Here is an 18,596-nt window from a genome sequence, read left to right as displayed (position 1 = left end):
GCAGTCACCTACTGTACTTTTATTATATTGAAATTTTCCAAAGCCTTTTCCAATAATATCTTTTCACCCTTATTTTTCAAAGATAAAGCTTCATCATAAAAATAATATATCTTATTAATGCTGTCCTTGTTTTCATTCAAATAGGCTATAAGCCTTGTTATATCCAAACTGCACTCATTAACATCTCTGATACTTGAATCTTTGGGATTTAATTCAATATAGCTTCTCAAATCTCTCAAAATCGTTTCCGTATCTTTAAATTCGAGTCTCAAATAAAATCTCGGATACTGCCCTATCTTGCTTCGTGTTGCAAGAAGAGGTATTGCCTTATATAAAGCTTCATCCAAAAGGAAGATATCCTCTTCCCTTAAATTTGTCTTTTTTGCCCTTTCTCCGCTTATTACTCCCGAAAAAGCTATCATGGAATATTTAACTCTGTAATCCTTCCCTATGGCACCTTGTTTATTGGTATCTGAGGATGCAAAATGAGAAGTTATGCTGGATTCAAGAAGTTCCACCTTGTTGAGAGAATATCCCCAGTTAAACTGTACCGGCCCTGTTAACGCTTTATTATCTTTTGACGTTATAGTTGCTCCGAACAACCTGACATCTATAAAAGTATTTTTTAGTTTTTCAAAGGAATCCTTATCGATTTTCCCATCCCCCACGAACTCTTTGACTCTTGCGGCAGAGGTAACAGGTTCACCGTCAACCTTCTGAACATATAAAATATAGCCCTTATCATTAAGATAATCTCTTATATACCTTTTTAGTCTTAAGTCAGATACCAGGTTTAGACTTCTTTCATAATCCATTCTCGGCCTGTTCTCTTCGTCAGGATCCCCATTGGGATTGGTAAGCTTAGCATCGTAAAGATACAAAATTTGACCGTTATTCATCTTTCTTTTCCTCCCTTTTCTTCATGGTTTCATATGCATATCCAGAAAGGATATAGTATAAATTTTCATCCTTATTATATTTCCAATTCTTTTCGTTTAATCCCATCAACATCTTATGAGCAGAAAAAATAGCTTCCGTATACCTTAATATTTTCTCTTGCCTAAGTTTATTTAAAATTTCATTTGACAACCTCTTAACTTTTACAAAATCCATACCGTTAAAATTAATCTTATTCAATATAGGTTTATAGGTACCGCTATTATCTGTTGCAGCTGCCTTGCTGTTTTGACTTCTTCCTACCGCTCCGACTAAGCATCCTAACAAAAATAGGCTTGCCTGCTGCTCATCATATCCCATATCAGCTATATATCCTTTATAATTGTCTTTAAGATTCAATTTAGACACATCCATGGTCTCACTCCTTTTTACATTGCCCATATTCTCCAAAAATAACATGTAATATAATCCGTCAGAAATCCTAAAATCTATAAAATCCCTGCTGTTTGGGCTTGAAACATTATAATCTACTTGTTCAAACCAGTTTATCTTTAAGCACTCGGTAATATTTGAAATAATTTCTCCTCTATTGAGTCTCCTTCCATAAAATAGAGCTTCGTAAATATTCAGCACGTTTTGATACTGGGTCGGAGCCTTTTGACTCAGCCTTATGGGAGTCATATAATAAATAAGATTCAGCCCTCTCTGATATTTTCTTTTAGGTATCAGCTGAAAATACTTTTCAAATGTGAACTGAGCTTCATTTATGCTTTCTCCTATTTTCTCAAAAATACCCGGATCTATATCCTTAATAAGTTTCAATATTTTTGTAGCCTGATTCATTTTTTTATAAAAAGCAAAATTTATGAGATAATGATTGCCTTCACCGACAGCTTCATTCAACTCCTGCAAACCATATTTGTATATTTTTAAATTTTCAATATTATTGGCTGTATTTATGGTTTGTTTAAGTTTATCGCTTAACCTATATAAATCCTTTTGTTTAAACTCATAACTGCTATAAATAATATGGGGAATTATATATACATCCAGTTTGGAAATCTTCCCTTGCATATGATTTTGAACAAATTTTTCTCCTGTAAGGAGCTTATCCTTACAGCTTTTACATAAAACCATATTTTTATCGTAATTCTTTCTGTCAAAATTGTTGGCAAAAATCAACTGATTTGTAGTATAGTATTTTATACTCATCTCACTTAAGTCTGATGTACATTCTTCTTTGGAACCGCAGAAACTGCAATATAATTCCTTACTCTCCATTGAACTTCGTTCTTGAACTGTAAGCCTTTTTTTCACCAAATCCCTATACCATTTTGAAGAACCTACAGCCTGTCCGTCAATACTAAGAGTATAAAGCCCTATTTGCTTTTTCTTTGCTCCCTTGGACTTTTCAAGATATTTTTGAAGCTCCTTCTGTAAATAACTTTGAACTTCCTTATACGGCTTTGATTCGTCTTTATATTTTTCATATATTTCCTTGAGACTTTCTGATATCACTCCAATTTTATACCAATCCAGCATATACCTGTACTTTGGAGTTACATCCTCCCCGAAATCATAATAAAATTCATCAGTAATTAAATTTAGTTTTTCTTTTATATCAGCAGGAATTTCCTTTTCTGCAAGCTGACTTACTACTTCGGAAGTAAGGGAAACGGAATTCGTAAAAGTAACGTACCATTGATTTGCGTTAGGCCCTCCATCTCTTCCCAAATTCAGATATTGCGAAACGGTATTTTCATCCATTTCTTTTACTTTAAAATTAACCTTTTTATTGGCAGTGTCAAAATCTATAATAACTATTTTCTTCGGATTATTTTTGTCATCCTCAATATTAACCTTAACGATTCTGCTGTCAATTATGTCCTGCTCGGCAAGAATCTTTTCGCCTATTTCGATTATCTCCTCCAGCATATCTTCACCTCCTCTTATCCTCGTTTTAATTTTATTTATCTAAATCATTTTTTATAATAAGGCCGAAACCTTGAGAATTCTTACTTCCAAGGCCGGCACAAAAAGCCATATCCATAAGCTCCTTGGAGCCTTCTATCTCAAAAATTCCGGTATAACCTTTTATGATAAAGTCCTTATATTTAATAATCTTCTCATGAGGAGTCCCTCGCGGCACAATCGAAAATTCACTGTTTTGGGGTGGTTCGTCATACAAAGCCTGATACTTGTTAATCAGATTTTTTTGTATGTTAGTAGAAAATTCCTTTTCGTATGGATTATAATAATAAGTTTTTTTACTGTTTTCAAAAGTTACAAAGGTACTGTAAGTTGTTATGGGAGACATGGTTTTTATTACTTCTTTCTCGGATATTTTCTGCTTGATAAGCTCTACCTTTGATATTGATGTCCTGTTCTGACTCACATAGATAAAATCTTCCGTATTAATTATTGAATTAAAAACATATTTGAAAAACTCATTATCAATCGAAGAAAAATATATGCTGATATCCTTTGGAAATACAAAATGCTTTTTTTCTCTGTCAACCAACAAAGGTTTTTCCAATACATTCGAAAAACTAAAAAGTTTATAGCTTCTCTTATTGTATGTATATCCTTTATTGTGCATAAAATCAGCAAAGGAATCCTCATTTATAAACTTATATAAAACTCCCTGAATTATATAATTGTAGGACATAGGCAAAAATATCTTATCATTCGATGAAAAAGTTATTTTACAAAGCATGCGCATCATCTCCTATGGTTTTTTATATAAACCGTATTTTAAACAATATTCTTTAATTTAACATAATTTTGGCTATCTGTCAGCTGCCAAGTCTATAATTTCTGCATATATTTGTATGTTCAAAGTAATTATTCTACAACATTCCAAATATTCCTTCCTGATTTTTTAACAATTAAATGGTGACAAGGCATATGAATAAAGCACCTTATCTACCATTATTATATTACCAAACAACAATAACTTTTTAGATCTCAATTATCTTCTTAAATTCTTTATAATATTTCTTTAAATCTCTTTTTAAAGAGTTATAATCATTCGAATCATCAGAAAATTCAAAATGATTTATTGAATTTCTTTTCTGAGAAACCTGATAGGAAAGTTTAGCAATTTCAGGATCCAATCTATCTGCAATTCTTTTTACTTTTCCTTTTACATCCGTACTCAAATTTTTCTCGGTTATTGCCTCTGATTTTATCATAAGAGCAATTTTGGCAATTCTTTCCCTATTATTTCTATCCGTTTCATTACATACATATGTCCTTATGGTCTCTTCCAAAGCAGTAAAACCTTGTTGTATTAAATTATTTTCAATAGACCACTCTACTACATTCAGGCCAATTTTTAAATTATCTTCAGTATTGAATTTTTGAATTTTATATTCAATTTTATCAAATAATGGTTTTAAAGATTTTATATAAAATTCGCCTTTGTTTTTAAAATCCTTACAAATAAGCTATGAAATATTTAAGCTTTACTATAGTTCTATTAAAACACAAAGTTAGCAGCTGGACAGGAGAGAAAATCATACATTTACATTCTACTGTAGTTCTATTAAAACTATTAGTCCTATAGTTACTACTACAATAAATAATAAATTTACATTCTACTGTAGTTCTATTAAAACTTTTGGCTGCATAAGAATTTAAAACTTGCTTATACTCATTTACATTCTACTGTAGTTCTATTAAAACTTGGAAATTCTTTCATCTTTGGATAACTCTTTCTTTGATTTACATTCTACTGTAGTTCTATTAAAACATGGTCCTTGCTGCTATAGAAAAATATGTCAAGAAAAATTTACATTCTACTGTAGTTCTATTAAAACTTATCCCATTTCTTTTCATACATTGTTTTACTACTTATTTACATTCTACTGTAGTTCTATTAAAACCTGCATATTCTGCCATTTGTTTTGTTGTATACGTTATTTACATTCTACTGTAGTTCTATTAAAACCATAGGCAATTGCTCCAAACCCATTTTTAATTAGTGAATTTACATTCTACTGTAGTTCTATTAAAACGCGCCTTTGGTGTCCCTGTGAATGTAGGAAAAGCTAATTTACATTCTACTGTAGTTCTATTAAAACATATAAAAAGCTGAAAGAAATAAATGATAAATGTGAAATTTACATTCTACTGTAGTTCTATTAAAACAATAGGTCATATAACTCTTTCTGCCCTTTTCCTACGTCATTTACATTCTACTGTAGTTCTATTAAAACCCTGCCATGTACATTATGCATCATAAATAATCCCGTATTTACATTCTACTGTAGTTCTATTAAAACTCTCCAACATCTGTCACAAGAGCATATTTAGAAAAATTTACATTCTACTGTAGTTCTATTAAAACACATATATGTCAAGGCAATTGAAACAATTAATTGAGATTTACATTCTACTGTAGTTCTATTAAAACTGAAACGTGGCTTACAGCGCAAGAGTGCCTTGATTAATTTACATTCTACTGTAGTTCTATTAAAACCAAGATACACCAAATGCAAAGGACCCGAAGTCAATAATTTACATTCTACTGTAGTTCTATTAAAACAATTTTGAATAGGTAGCTATAATACAGTAATTGCAAATTTACATTCTACTGTAGTTCTATTAAAACGAGGACGTGAGAGAATATGCGAACAAAAACAACTTGATTTACATTCTACTGTAGTTCTATTAAAACGTGTTTGAAAGTGACGACTACAAAGAAGCTACAGAAATTTACATTCTACTGTAGTTCTATTAAAACACTAATATTTTATATCTTTTGTTTAGATACAAGGGCATTTACATTCTACTGTAGTTCTATTAAAACGCATTCTTGAATGTCCATAAATTCTATATCTTCCATATTTACATTCTACTGTAGTTCTATTAAAACTTAGCTTCGAATGTGTCAAATTTCCTGTCGTTGCAATTTACATTCTACTGTAGTTCTATTAAAACAATTTTTCCTAAGTGTGCGGCTACAGTATCAGGCTCATTTACATTCTACTGTAGTTCTATTAAAACCTTGACGTAAAAGGGGCTAAGCCATTCCTTGTTAATAATTTACATTCTACTGTAGTTCTATTAAAACTCAATTAGAAATGATGATGGCTATCATTGACCAAAATATTTACATTCTACTGTAGTTCTATTAAAACGAAAAATGCCCGAAGGTGACGGTATTCTCTTAGTTATTTACATTCTACTGTAGTTCTATTAAAACTCATTCTTCTTTCCCCTCCTTTAATCTATCTTCATAATTTACATTCTACTGTAGTTCTATTAAAACTAAGAGATGAAATATATAAAACTCTAAATCAAAGGCATTTACATTCTACTGTAGTTCTATTAAAACGCAACCATACGGGATATAGCCGATTATCTTGGGGATATTTACATTCTACTGTAGTTCTATTAAAACCTACAGAAGCCGGAGATTTATGGGGCAAAGATCTTAATTTACATTCTACTGTAGTTCTATTAAAACAGCTGTGGACTTAAGCCGTTCAAATCATTTATTATTATTTACATTCTACTGTAGTTCTATTAAAACGGTGCCTTTCTTATGTTTAAAAGGTAGGTGATAAAAATTTACATTCTACTGTAGTTCTATTAAAACAGTCGGCGGGGCAATTGATAGGCACACAATTTAAATAATTTACATTCTACTGTAGTTCTATTAAAACAATAATAAAAGTTGACAGTAAACCGGGTATAAAAAGATTTACATTCTACTGTAGTTCTATTAAAACTTAGAGAGACATGGAGTTTTCTACCTTGCTTAGACTGATTTACATTCTACTGTAGTTCTATTAAAACGTAGCTGAAAATATTCAGTTAAAAATTTTTCTTCTTTATTTACATTCTACTGTAGTTCTATTAAAACTCTGCAAGACGCTTTAGACTACTATAAGGGAAAACAATTTACATTCTACTGTAGTTCTATTAAAACCTGTCTAACCCAATTCTCGTACTCCATAGTTTCTTTATTTACATTCTACTGTAGTTCTATTAAAACTAACAACTCCAAATCCTCGGCGTTTTGATTAAACCAATTTACATTCTACTGTAGTTCTATTAAAACGTAAACTCTTCTTCGCTGCCATCTACTCGTTTTTTTATTTACATTCTACTGTAGTTCTATTAAAACTCCTGGGGAAGGAAAAGAATTTGCCCTCGTAAAATTTATTTACATTCTACTGTAGTTCTATTAAAACTGCCAGTGCTTTTTCACTTAAAGGTATGCTGTTCTCCATTTACATTCTACTGTAGTTCTATTAAAACTGTTCTTTTGCCCTAAATAGGTATTCAAGCCCCAAATATTTACATTCTACTGTAGTTCTATTAAAACTGTAGTAAGTGTAACCAAATATAGTCCCTTTTTCACATTTACATTCTACTGTAGTTCTATTAAAACCTTTGCTGTAGCCTGCGTTCCGTAGAAGCCTATCTCATTTACATTCTACTGTAGTTCTATTAAAACTTTTCTCTTCTAAGAGAACATTCAATCGTTCTAATTATTTACATTCTACTGTAGTTCTATTAAAACCAAATACTATACTGCCGGTTGCCTTTTTCTGTTTGTATTTACATTCTACTGTAGTTCTATTAAAACGCTGTATATGCGGGCAGGCTGGAGAAATTCATCATATTTACATTCTACTGTAGTTCTATTAAAACGAAAGTTCGGTTAGATTGATTGCCATGTTTTTCATCATTTACATTCTACTGTAGTTCTATTAAAACCCCGTTTGTTATTAGTTATTGATATTACCCAATTTGTGCTCTATATTTTGTCGATAATATAATATTTATAAAATTAATATATATAACAGCATCAAAATAAAAAAATATACTAACTTATATATTGAAACTTACAGGTTTGTCAATACTCTATGTTTTTTGCGCTACTACACATCGACAAGCACTTAGAAAAAATTAGACGTTTTATCATCAACAATTCCTAAAAATTCTTTTTGCAACCATTTCTCATCTCTGCTTTTAAACAAGAGTACTGAATCTTTATCATTTCTAATATATTCATTTAACTCCATCCTTAATTTCATACAATTTAATTCAGTTAAGTTTCCTTCAAATACAGATTTTTGGATGTGAGTAAGATATTTTTTACATATTTTAAATATATTTTTTGAAACTTTAGCACCTTTTTTATCCATAACTATATCATATACAAGTATTATATACAAATTTATCACCACCACATTTTGAAGGCTTCATATTCTTTTTCCCCAATAAGATGCTTAATTAATTTATAGCATTCAAGTCTTATTAGATATTTGTAAGATACATCTCTCCCCAATTCTTTATGAAATATAGTATTTTTCAATCGGTTATCATATTCTGCCAAAATTTTTCTTTTAGCATTTTCTCTTAAATATAAAAAATTTGAGTCCTTATCAAAATCATTTTCTGTAATTTGATTTTTGTTAAGCATTGAAAATATCATTCTATCAGCAATAAGCGGTTTGAATATTTCAGACAAGTCTAAAGATAAAGAAAACCTTCTCGTCCCAGGTTGATGTAAATAACTAATTGTTGGGTTCAGTTGTGTTTTGTAAATCTCACTCAACGTTGTGGTATAAACTAAACTATTAATAAATGAAATTAAAGAATTGACCATATTATCAGGAGGCCTTTTAACTCTTTTGTCAAATTCAACATTCTGTTTTATAATATTATTCCATGATGAATAATATATTTTTCTTATATTTCCTTCGATTCCCATTATTTCTTCTATGCTATTTCCATCATCTATTGTATTTGCCAATAATTCAATTTGACTCATAAATTGTTCTAATTCAACACCTCTTCCATTATAATATCTTAAATTTCTATAAATATTATGAGCAGAAGCATTTAAAATTTTCCTTGCAATTACAATCCTTTTTTCATAGTTATCATAATGCCTAACCTGATTAACTAACAAATATCCGCTTACATTTGTCTCTCGAGGATAATAACTTCCACTATAAAAACCATAATAATTGAAAACATGTAGAATAATTCTATTTTGAGATAGAAAATTTAATACTTTTGTATTTAAATTTACTTCTCCAAATATATAAATTTCATCTGCAACTTCTACCTTTAAATTTTTAGACTCACCATTCGTACCAGTAATGATTATATTATTATCTTTTCTCCTTAGATCTCCGTTATTTATAATATAAAATGTCTCTCCCAATTTCACGCTGCACCTCCTTATATAAAACAAATCTCATAATAAGCACACTTTTTACATGTTTTTTTATTAATTATCTCCGGAGGTAAGTCCATTGCAATAATATTTTGAATATCATCAAGTACATGCAACAACCCCTCTTCCTCTTTTTTTGTTAAAAAAATATCTTCTCTTTTCCTTAAGAGCGGATAATCCAAAACCCCCTTTTCAATATCTACACCTTTATTTCTCAGTATCCAAATATAGTATTTTAGCTGCCACTTTGAAGCAACATCAATCTTCTTAGATTTTTTAATTTCGTGTATAATTTTCCAATCCTTTAAAAAATCTATATTAATAGTTTCATCTATCAAAATACTCTTTTTTTCTCGCCCGTAAGAATTTTCATCAATTAACTTGCCCATGCCAACAAGCTCACTGTTAAATTCCATATTAATTTCTTTGTTGAAATACCATAATTTCCTTTTGCAAACAAAATAATAATATACCATTACACCGGTTATATTTTTCATAATACACCTTCTTAAAACATATTGGTGGATCTAATATTTTTATTTTTGTCTTCATTTGAAAATAAAATACCAATTTCATTGTCATATTTGCATCTTACTATGGGTATACTTTCATATTTGTTTATTCTTAACTCTTTTTCTTTATAATCCTTCACTTCTTCACCCCTGATATTAACGGTGAAACCCATAAGTCTATCTTTTGAACTTATCTTCCTGAGTTTCAAGCCTTTTTCTTCTCTTTCATTCATACATTCATCAAATTTTTGGTTAACAATTGTAATACATTCATTGATTATATCTATATTTTCTTCATAAACTTTTAATGGAATAACCGTTTCACTGTCAATGTTTCTAAATTTTTTTTGTACTTCTGATTTCTCCTTTTCAAAATCCTCTATACTTTGTAAGTAATCTATATTTTTACAAAGTTCTTTATAATAATCAGTATCTTTTAATTTATCCATTGAATATACTTCATCTACCATATCCATTTTTTCCTGTTCAGTAAATATTCCCTTTTTATTTATGATATATTTTCTTGACAAATTGAATATGTCTTTATCTATAATCCTACCTACACCGCTGCATTTTTTATCATCAGTACCTATAAAAACATGACAATTAAATTCATCATTATCAAGTTCACGATTTCTGTAACATCTTCCCATTCTTTGGAATAGTCCAGCCAAATCAGATAATTCCGTAATCAATAAATCAAAATCAATATCCAAAGAGGCTTCAACAATTTGAGTCGAAATCCATATGCCATAATTTTTAGATTCTTTTTTCCCAAGATCTGTTATCTTTTTTTCTTTATCTTTTCTATCACTTAATATAAATCTCGCATGTAAAAGGTTTATATTTTGAACTTTGTCTTTCTTAAGATTAATATATATTTCCTGTGTCTTTTTCACCGTATTACATATAACCAATACTTTATTTTTATTATACAGTTTTTTTATATACTCAGAATTAATATCTTCTTGTATAACTTTTATTCTATGTCTATTCATTGTGGTATCTATGAAAGGCCCTTCTTTTGGATATACAAATTCTATTTTTTCATCTTTTAAAATTTCAACTATAAATTTAGGAAGTGTAGCTGTTAAAATAGAAAATTTACCACCTATCTGAGTTATATATTTTATACCAACTATCAAATATGATAAAAGCAAAGGAGAATACATCTGTATTTCGTCTATAACAACTTTAGAATATGACAGAGTTGCCAGCTTAGGCTCAAAGCCTTTATACCTGTAAACAAAATCAAAGATTTGATCAATAGTACATATAGTCAAAGGCAAAGATAGTTGCTTCGTTTTATTGAAATATTCTTGTATATCTATTTCTACTTCTTTTTCTCTTTGGGTATTAAGATATATGCTCATTATGTCAGAATGCAGAAGACCTACCTTGTTGCTAAAGTTATCGGTCACAATATTTTCTACAATCCTTTTATATATAGAGTTTATTGCTGTTTTAATCGGCAGTGTAAAAAAACCTTTATTGTTTCCAATCCACAGTAAACCTGCTTCCGTCTTACCCATTCCTGTTTGGGCTGCTATAATAGTATTCTTGTCTCTATTTTCAATCATAAATTTTTGTAATTTATTCCATTCAGAGTTTGGATTTTTTCTTTTCCAATTATTTAATAGATTTTCCATCCCTTCTAATAAGAAATTATTTTTATTTTCCACAGGCAGATGGGCACTGGCGGCATAATCAATTCTATTTAGCAATCCTTTAAGCATAATATACTTAAAAAATTTTTCTTCTCCATTCCTTCTATATATCCTATCTTTTAAAATAAAGAACTCTTCTTCTATAGTATCATTCAACATCACTTCTTTAAATTTGTCATACTTAAAATCATCAATCTCATTTTGCATCAACTCAATTTCATCATCAACATCTTTAAGACTAAAATCAAGTTTTCTGTCGTGATGATAGCCTACTGTATGAAATAACACTGATATATCTTCTTCACTATATCCATTGCTCTCGAGCTCTTCATAATTTATAAAAGCCAGACTCAATATGCCATGAGGTATTTCTGAATCATCTCTTTTCCCATGTTTTAACCTATTTTGAAATTTTCTGTTGATCTTGCCCAAATCATGATATACACATGCCATATACAGCATATCCCAATCTACATTTAGATTAGGATATGCTGACTTTAGTAAATTATAGTTTTTCAGCAATTGATCAGTATGTTCCTGTATAGTTTCTTTGGGATTAGTCTTTGCCAAAAATTCTTTCATAGATATTCCTCCCATCAGATAGCAAATAATACGTTCCCGTCTTCGTCCATTGTAACAATTTTTTTTCTTAAAACCGATATATTGCCGCCGTATATAACCTCTACCTTATTCCATTTCCTAATAATCTTAGGTTTTTTGGAAGTACCTAAATTGAGCAATTCATAATTTCTATTTAATTTATATCTCGTACCTGATATACTTACGCCTTCTTCTTTGTTTTTAAGTCTTATTTTCTCCAGTTCCTTTATTGGTATATATGCGCTGTAACCTTTACCAAGATGTTCATCCAAACGAACTGTATCCTTAATTTTACCCTCTATTATATCTACAACTTTGACTCCATTGATTATAGCTATATCTTCTCTTCTACCTAGAGAAGGATATTCCGTAGGAAACAAAAAAGCTTTTTCTATTTTTTCAACAAGATTTTGATCTATGGGTATAATGTGTATTAGAAGCTCCACATCAACCAACAGTTCAACAGTAGAAACACCTCTACTTATGCCGTATTCTCCGACCTTTAACTGATGTCTGCCATTTTCATACTTTTTGCCGTTACTAAATTCATATCTCGTATAGAGATCATTAACCTTAGAATTATACTTTCCTACCACACTTATTCTCATATCATTATACTCTTTAAATCCACATAGCTCATGAACCATACCTATTATTGTAGAATAAGGCGGCAAAGGATAAGTTTCTTTTAACTGAAAACTGTTAGGTTTTTTATAATTCACCATATCCTGCTGTAATTTAATTCTAATTCCCTTCATAGTAATCATCTACCTTTGCTTTAAGTTTATTAAAAAACTCAGGCATTGATAAAGATTTAAGTTTTGATTTTATTTCATTGTCATTGTCAAATTTTCCCTCTACTAATCCACAATAAGTATCTTTTGCTATATTATCATATAGAACTCCTTGTATTTGGTTTACTAAAATCCTGTTGTCTTTAATATTTATTACATTTTGAAAAACAGGATTTTTAATATCATATACTCCTCCTATAGCAAATAAAGGTTTTAAATCTTCTCTTCTACCCCTTATATCTCTATACAAAAAAGCCACAGTATCCAGAAGTTTTTTAACCCGCCTTGTCTTTTCACTATTCGGTAATTCTATACTATATTCTTCATCAATTCCTATCTGATCCAAATCAGCAACAATCGTATAACGGTAATAAGACCTGTGTATTTCTGCCTGAGCAATATTCATATCATCTTTAAGTCTATCTGCCAATCCTTTGTTGGTTAAAAAATCCAAATCGCCTTTAAAAGTTTCAAGAGAAATTGCATTTGATATTCTGATCTTCGCTGAACGTTTTTTTCCTCCGGTACCTTTTTCAGTCTTTAAGTATCCAAAAAAATCTATTTCTGGATATTCATCAATAGTTGCACTTTCATCAAATTGAATTACCTTTTTCTCTCCACTACCTTCGGCTTTAACAGGTGCATATTTTTCCCCCAATTGTTCTCCAATGTTATATCTCAGTGCTTGTCTAGAAATATAAGTATACTGGTTACCTTTTCCTCTTGACATTTTCTTCAGTGAAGCAACATTTCCAACCCCTTCACCATAATTTGCACTCTCCGCCTCAATAATCATAGAAATAGCTAAACCCTTCGGTTTTAAATTATTTATCATCTTTTCCTACCTCCATATTTTTTATATTATCTTGACCTTCTATTAATCCGCTGGTAAAAGCATAACCTACTGTTTTAAAAGCATCCTCATCTTTTAAAACTTCCAATAATATTGGGGGGACCGATTTTTTAACATATAAATAACAATTAAGTACTGTATCCATAAACATGTCTACATCATTTACCTTCAAGGCATTTAAAAGTCTATATGATATACCGCTTAGTTTATCTGTATTTTTCCCATAACCTAAACGCAAATTTTTTCCTTCATCTCTGCCTTTATCTACAATATAGTTTTTTACTTTTTCCATGTATCCTAACCTCCTCATAAAATTATAGTTAATCTTCATTACGCTATTTATTTGTTTCCCATAAAAATAACAATTGTTATAATCCGTCAATTTGTACAGAAGCATCTTATGCATTAATAAGTACAAATTCTGGCTGTTAAATAAACTGTCCAATACTATATCATAAATATTAAAATATGTGTTGATTTCCTTATATCCGCTTGATATTAAATTATTCAGTTCAGTTTTGCACTTATAAATTAATTCCAATATATTTTTTGTCAAAATGTTAAATCTATATTTTTCGTTCACATACCTGACTACTTGCACATCTGCCAATTCATATTTAGTGCTTTCTGTAAATTGTTCCTTTATAGACTCAACCAATGCCCTGTATGTTAATGATCTGTTAGTATCCGTTGTCTCCAAAACTTCCGTTTTAATTTTACTATTAATACCAATTGCATTTGACATAGAAAAGTTGTCATTTACATATATTCCGCTATCAATAGCATAAGAAAAACCCGCCGGTACACAAGAATATATTAATTTGCACAAAGGGCATACAGATATATCATTGTTGAAATTCCAAACATGAGATGCCTTTCGCTTCACATCAAACCCAATAGCATTTAAAAAGCCAAGGTCATTTGTCATATCCTTTATTTTTTCATCGCATGTAAAGCAATCATATTTGTACTTTGACTTGTCTTCATTAAAATAATCCATTGCGGGCTTTACAAAATATTCTTTATAATCCTTGTACATATCCTTTTCTTTTGTCTGAGGATTTAAAAAACATATACCATTCCATGCCTTGTTAATAATGGAATATATTACATTCTTTGCTGCCACATATTTTTTGACATCTCTTCTATTTAAATAATTAATAATTTCCTTCAAAACATCAAAAGTATTTCTCACATCCGGAATAATATCCTTTAAGTCTTGGTTTTTTTTTACCTTCAATGGTGTAAGCTGCTTTTCCAAAGATAACATTTCTTCCTTCGTTCCCAGAAATTCAAAAGCAGCCAAATAGCTGTTACTCTTTATGAATTTTTTGGCAACATCAGAGATGTATTTATTTAAGGTTTTAAGTGCTTTGTCATCAAATCCTTCAAATTGTTTCTCCTCATAATATTTAATTGTATTTTCAAAAGAAATGATTTTATACCAAGTCAGATTTTTCTCATAAGTAGAGATAAAATAATTAAAATACTTTTCCTCAAAATTTTCTAATACTTCAATTTCAAATTCCAAATAATCTTTGCCAACTACAACTGAATCTTCAGATTTTTTTAATATATTATAAAAACCAACTAATCCACTGTTAAACAACCAGTCATCCAGGTAAAATCTAATTTTCCCACTCAATCTATCACCTCCTATAATAAATCTAACATTCCAAACCCGGAACTTTTAAGCCCTCCCACTCCACTTTTATACATATAATCTAATATGTATGGTTTGGCATATATATTTATTTTGCATAAATTGCCTAAAACTTCAATTCCATAATTTTTAACTTTTACATTCTTATTGCTTAAAACTTCAACTTTTGTCTCTTCAACATCAAGAATACGATCTTGTCCAAATTCTTCTAACAGTTGAATCCTCAAATTGTTCAAAAATAATATTCTTCCATTCTCATCATTCAAAGAAAAATACCAGGTTTTTTTATTATCTCCATTGTGTTCTCTAACTACAACGGGAGATAAAGAAGTAAACGACGCCTGATTATCATATATTTTCTTTTCTCTCATTATATTTATTTTATTGAGTTTTAAAACGTTTTCCTTGATCTTATAAGTTCTCTTAACATTCTGCAAAAAAGCATTATAAAAATGTATAGAATCCTCTAAATTTGACGTCGAAAACTTAAAAATTATTTTTTTACTTGGTATTATAATTTTGTCCCTTGTAAATTCAGCATCTTTCATATATAATGCAAAACAATATGATTTTCTTGCAGTTCCACTTTCAAACAATTTTTTGTAATAATTTTTATTATAACTTTCTAAGTTACTTTTAATAATAGAGATAAATATTCTGTTTTTATCTTTGTCAATGCTGCCTTTTTCTAACAAAAATTCTACAATAATTCTCATATTAATTCACCTCCTTTTATCCATTGTAATTTTATCTTAATATCTTAGATATACAATATAAATTTGTATATGTCAACAATTTTTTAAATTTAGATTTTACAATATAAATTGCAAGTTTAATTGCCCAGTAAAATTTTGCCAGTTATATTAAATTACCATTTGATTCGCACTTTTATATCCAAACATACGTCTAGGATAGTTATTGATCCAATTTTCTATCCTTTTTATCTCTGATTCTTTTAGTTTATCTATATTTGTTCCTTTAGGAACAAATCGCCTGATCAGTTTGTTGGCCACTTCGTTTGATCCTCGTTCCCATGCGCTGTATGGGTGTGCATAGTAACATGTCGTTCGTCTTTTCCCATCCTTAAGGCATGTTCTTTCTATTCCATCTTTATTTAGAAATTCTCCTCCGTTATCCATCGTTATGCTTTTAAAAATATTACTGAATTCATCTTTATATTCTCTCTCTATTCTATCTATTACTTTCTTCACTTCTTCCTGAGTTTTATTATTCATTTTAAATATCTTTTCCTGACGGGTTTTTCTTTCTGTTAATACCAACAAACATGCTTTACCACTGCCTACAACGCTATCCATCTCCCAGTTCCCGTATTCGTCCCTTTTTTTTACTTCTTCCGGACGTTGTTCTATACTTCTTCCTTTCAGATTATTAAGGGCTGCTTTTCTCACTCGCTTATATTCTCGCTTTTTACCATTTTTCTTTACCGGTAAATCCTTATTACTAATATTTTAGAAACAATCCTTTGTCTATATAATTATATAGCGTCTTTGTACAAATGTAACTTTCAAATACAAAACCTTTTTCTTTTATTTCTCCTATTACAGCGTCCGGAGAATATTTCTCATCTTTAATCTTTTTCTCTATGTGGCTAACTAATTTGTGATCTTTTCCTATTTTAAGACATCTTCCTTTATTAGCTGCACATTCCTCGTGAACACGCTGTCCTACATCTGCACAATACCTAATCTCTTTTGTCAGGCTACTATTACTTTCTCTTTTTATTTCCCATTCTATACTTCTGCTGTCACGATCCATCTGAATCCCTATTAAAAGTGGGGTTAACCCCGCTTTTAATAGGGATTCAATTTGATATCTTTCTTTTTCCAAAATCTGTTTCCATCTTCTTTTATTTGTGGTACTATTATTTTGATCCATAGTGGTTTCCTCCAGTCATTGTGTTGTGTTCTCAACTTCATTATAACTGGTTTCTAACCTCTATGGGTCTTTTTTTTATTTATTTGGGCAATTCATTATACAACTTATCATTTAGATTTTACAAATCAAACATTTAACTGCTCAAAAATTTAGTTTACTTAGATAGTAAAAATATTCTGTGCACATATGGTTTTACAACTGAAACAACTTATCATATTTTTAACATTTACCTTTTTAAATAATTATGCTATATTAATAAATATAGTAAATATATTAATAGAACTAATAATAGAATGTAAATTTGTATTTTTATCTGAATTTAGTTAATAGAACTATATTAGAATTTCTGGTAAATACTTTCTTAATATATTCTGAATTTTTATTTTTGCATAAAGTTTTCACTGAAAATTATGATTTTTTACATTTATTTGAATATCTATAACCTCTAAAATCTATATTCTTAAATTTGCATAAATAACAACATATTATAAATATTCTACATCATCCCATATATTCCTTCTTATTTCTCATAAATATGCCAATATTTTTCAAAATCCAAAATAAAATATTGGCATAAAAAATTCTCCTTTCTGACTTAAATCTTATTGTGATTTTCGCCAAAAAAGAGAATTTCTTCTTACAAAAATATGCTTTTTTACACTGCTTCATCATTCCCATTAACCATAATATATCCATTATAATCTTAAAAACCCAATAGCAATCCTCCCGTTACATCAACCACAGAACCGACCGCAAGGGCACACTGTTCGCTTGCCAAAAAAGCTACCATATTTCCAATTTCCCAGGGCTCGCCCACACGTTTAATGGGTGAACGGTTAATACGCTGTTTAAATCCTTCCGGGTTATTTTCCATTTCTTTAACCAATCTTGAATTCATAACATGCCCCGGCATTACTCCGTTTACACGAATTCCATACTCCGTTAATTCCACGGCCAATGCGTGAGTCAAGCCCCACTCGCCTGCCTTATTGCTCACATAAGCAAGACGGCCTTTTGTAGTTGACATCATAGCGGCTTTTGAAACAACATTAACAATCCATCCTTTCTGCTTTTTGGGAACAACTCGGCGGGCAAATTCCCTTGACATCAAAAATTGTCCTGTCAAATTATCTTTTAAGCATTTGTTCCATTCCTCCAAACTGATATCCGTAACCCTATTCGTATATACCTTGCCGGCATTATTTATAAGTATGTCTACCCTATCAAAGTATTCTTCCGCAGCATCAAAGATACTCTTAACATCTGCTTCGTTTCCTACATCGCCTTGTACACATATAGCCTTACAGTCATATCTGTTCATCAGTTCTTTAGAAAAGGCTTCACTGTTTGTGGAATCACTATGATAGTTTATAACAAGATTTGCACCTTCTTTAGCGAATGCCTCACTAATCCCTGAGCCTATGCCTTTAGACCCTCCGGTAACTATTACCGTTTTTCCTCTATGACCTAAATCCATATTCTTCTCTCCCATCTTTATAAATAATCCCTTA

The 18,596-nt window shown here is 30.1% G+C and carries 13 protein-coding genes, 1 pseudogene and 1 CRISPR repeat array; all 14 genes and pseudogenes read right to left on the bottom strand.

What is annotated here, in order from left to right; translation table 11 throughout:
- Positions 1 to 8 precede the first annotated feature (8 nt).
- Positions 9 to 899 (bottom strand): type I-B CRISPR-associated protein Cas7/Csh2, encoded by an 891-nt coding sequence (gene cas7b / locus PP176A_RS00345; protein ID WP_071138470.1) that lies wholly within the window; start codon positions 897 to 899, stop codon positions 9 to 11.
- A complete protein-coding gene (locus PP176A_RS00340) occupies positions 892 to 2,832 on the bottom strand; it encodes a TIGR02556 family CRISPR-associated protein (RefSeq protein WP_071138469.1) in 1,941 nt (646 codons plus the stop codon). The genes cas7b and PP176A_RS00340 overlap by 8 nt, the downstream gene beginning before the upstream one ends.
- Before the next feature lie 31 nt (positions 2,833 to 2,863).
- Positions 2,864 to 3,613: a CRISPR-associated endoribonuclease Cas6 gene (cas6, locus tag PP176A_RS00335; protein WP_159429015.1), complete on the bottom strand. Its 750-nt coding sequence runs from the start codon at positions 3,611 to 3,613 to the stop codon at positions 2,864 to 2,866.
- Positions 3,614 to 3,857: 244 nt separating this feature from the next.
- Positions 3,858 to 4,169 (bottom strand): hypothetical protein, encoded by a 312-nt coding sequence (locus PP176A_RS16690; protein ID WP_071138467.1) that lies wholly within the window; start codon positions 4,167 to 4,169, stop codon positions 3,858 to 3,860.
- A gap of 186 nt (positions 4,170 to 4,355) precedes the next feature.
- Positions 4,356 to 7,629: direct repeats of the CRISPR family, unit length 30 nt; unit sequence ATTTACATTCTACTGTAGTTCTATTAAAAC.
- Positions 7,630 to 7,811: 182 nt separating this feature from the next.
- Entirely contained in the window at positions 7,812 to 8,090 is a 279-nt protein-coding gene (gene cas2, locus PP176A_RS00325; protein ID WP_071138466.1) for a CRISPR-associated endonuclease Cas2, read from the bottom strand.
- Positions 8,091 to 8,095: 5 nt separating this feature from the next.
- Complete coding sequence (gene cas1b, locus PP176A_RS00320; protein WP_234958729.1) at positions 8,096 to 9,094, bottom strand: type I-B CRISPR-associated endonuclease Cas1b; 999 nt, start codon at positions 9,092 to 9,094, stop codon at positions 8,096 to 8,098.
- Positions 9,095 to 9,105: 11 nt separating this feature from the next.
- Positions 9,106 to 9,597, bottom strand: a complete 492-nt coding sequence (cas4, locus tag PP176A_RS00315) for a CRISPR-associated protein Cas4 (protein ID WP_071138464.1) — start codon at positions 9,595 to 9,597, stop codon at positions 9,106 to 9,108.
- Between the two features lie 11 nt (positions 9,598 to 9,608).
- Positions 9,609 to 11,861, bottom strand: coding sequence for a CRISPR-associated helicase/endonuclease Cas3 (locus PP176A_RS00310; protein ID WP_071138463.1), 2,253 nt, complete (start codon positions 11,859 to 11,861; stop codon positions 9,609 to 9,611).
- Between the two features lie 14 nt (positions 11,862 to 11,875).
- Positions 11,876 to 12,637 carry a type I-B CRISPR-associated protein Cas5b gene (gene cas5b, locus PP176A_RS00305; RefSeq protein ID WP_234958724.1) on the bottom strand — a complete coding sequence of 254 codons (762 nt, stop codon included), beginning with the start codon at positions 12,635 to 12,637 and terminating at the stop codon, positions 11,876 to 11,878.
- On the bottom strand, positions 12,624 to 13,508 hold the full coding sequence (gene cas7i, locus PP176A_RS00300) for a type I-B CRISPR-associated protein Cas7/Cst2/DevR (protein ID WP_200795924.1): 885 nt from the start codon (positions 13,506 to 13,508) through the stop codon (positions 12,624 to 12,626). Before cas7i ends, cas5b begins: the two co-directional genes overlap by 14 nt.
- Positions 13,498 to 15,171 (bottom strand): type I-B CRISPR-associated protein Cas8b1/Cst1, encoded by a 1,674-nt coding sequence (gene cas8a1 / locus PP176A_RS00295; protein ID WP_071138461.1) that lies wholly within the window; start codon positions 15,169 to 15,171, stop codon positions 13,498 to 13,500. Before cas8a1 ends, cas7i begins: the two co-directional genes overlap by 11 nt.
- 11 nt (positions 15,172 to 15,182) lie before the next feature.
- Positions 15,183 to 15,905 (bottom strand): CRISPR-associated endoribonuclease Cas6, encoded by a 723-nt coding sequence (cas6, locus tag PP176A_RS00290; protein WP_071138460.1) that lies wholly within the window; start codon positions 15,903 to 15,905, stop codon positions 15,183 to 15,185.
- 147 nt (positions 15,906 to 16,052) lie between these two features.
- Positions 16,053 to 17,085 (bottom strand): annotated as a pseudogene (locus PP176A_RS00285) (IS30 family transposase).
- 703 nt (positions 17,086 to 17,788) lie between these two features.
- A complete protein-coding gene (locus PP176A_RS00275; RefSeq protein WP_071138458.1) occupies positions 17,789 to 18,562 on the bottom strand; it encodes an SDR family NAD(P)-dependent oxidoreductase in 774 nt (257 codons plus the stop codon).
- Positions 18,563 to 18,596: the final 34 nt, after the last annotated feature.

This window comes from Sporanaerobacter sp. PP17-6a (assembly GCF_900095615.1).
Taxonomy (GTDB): Bacteria; Bacillota; Clostridia; order Tissierellales; family Acidilutibacteraceae; genus Acidilutibacter; species Acidilutibacter cellobiosedens.
Note: the sequence above shows the minus strand (reverse complement) of the source record. Positions and strands in the feature narration are given on the sequence as shown.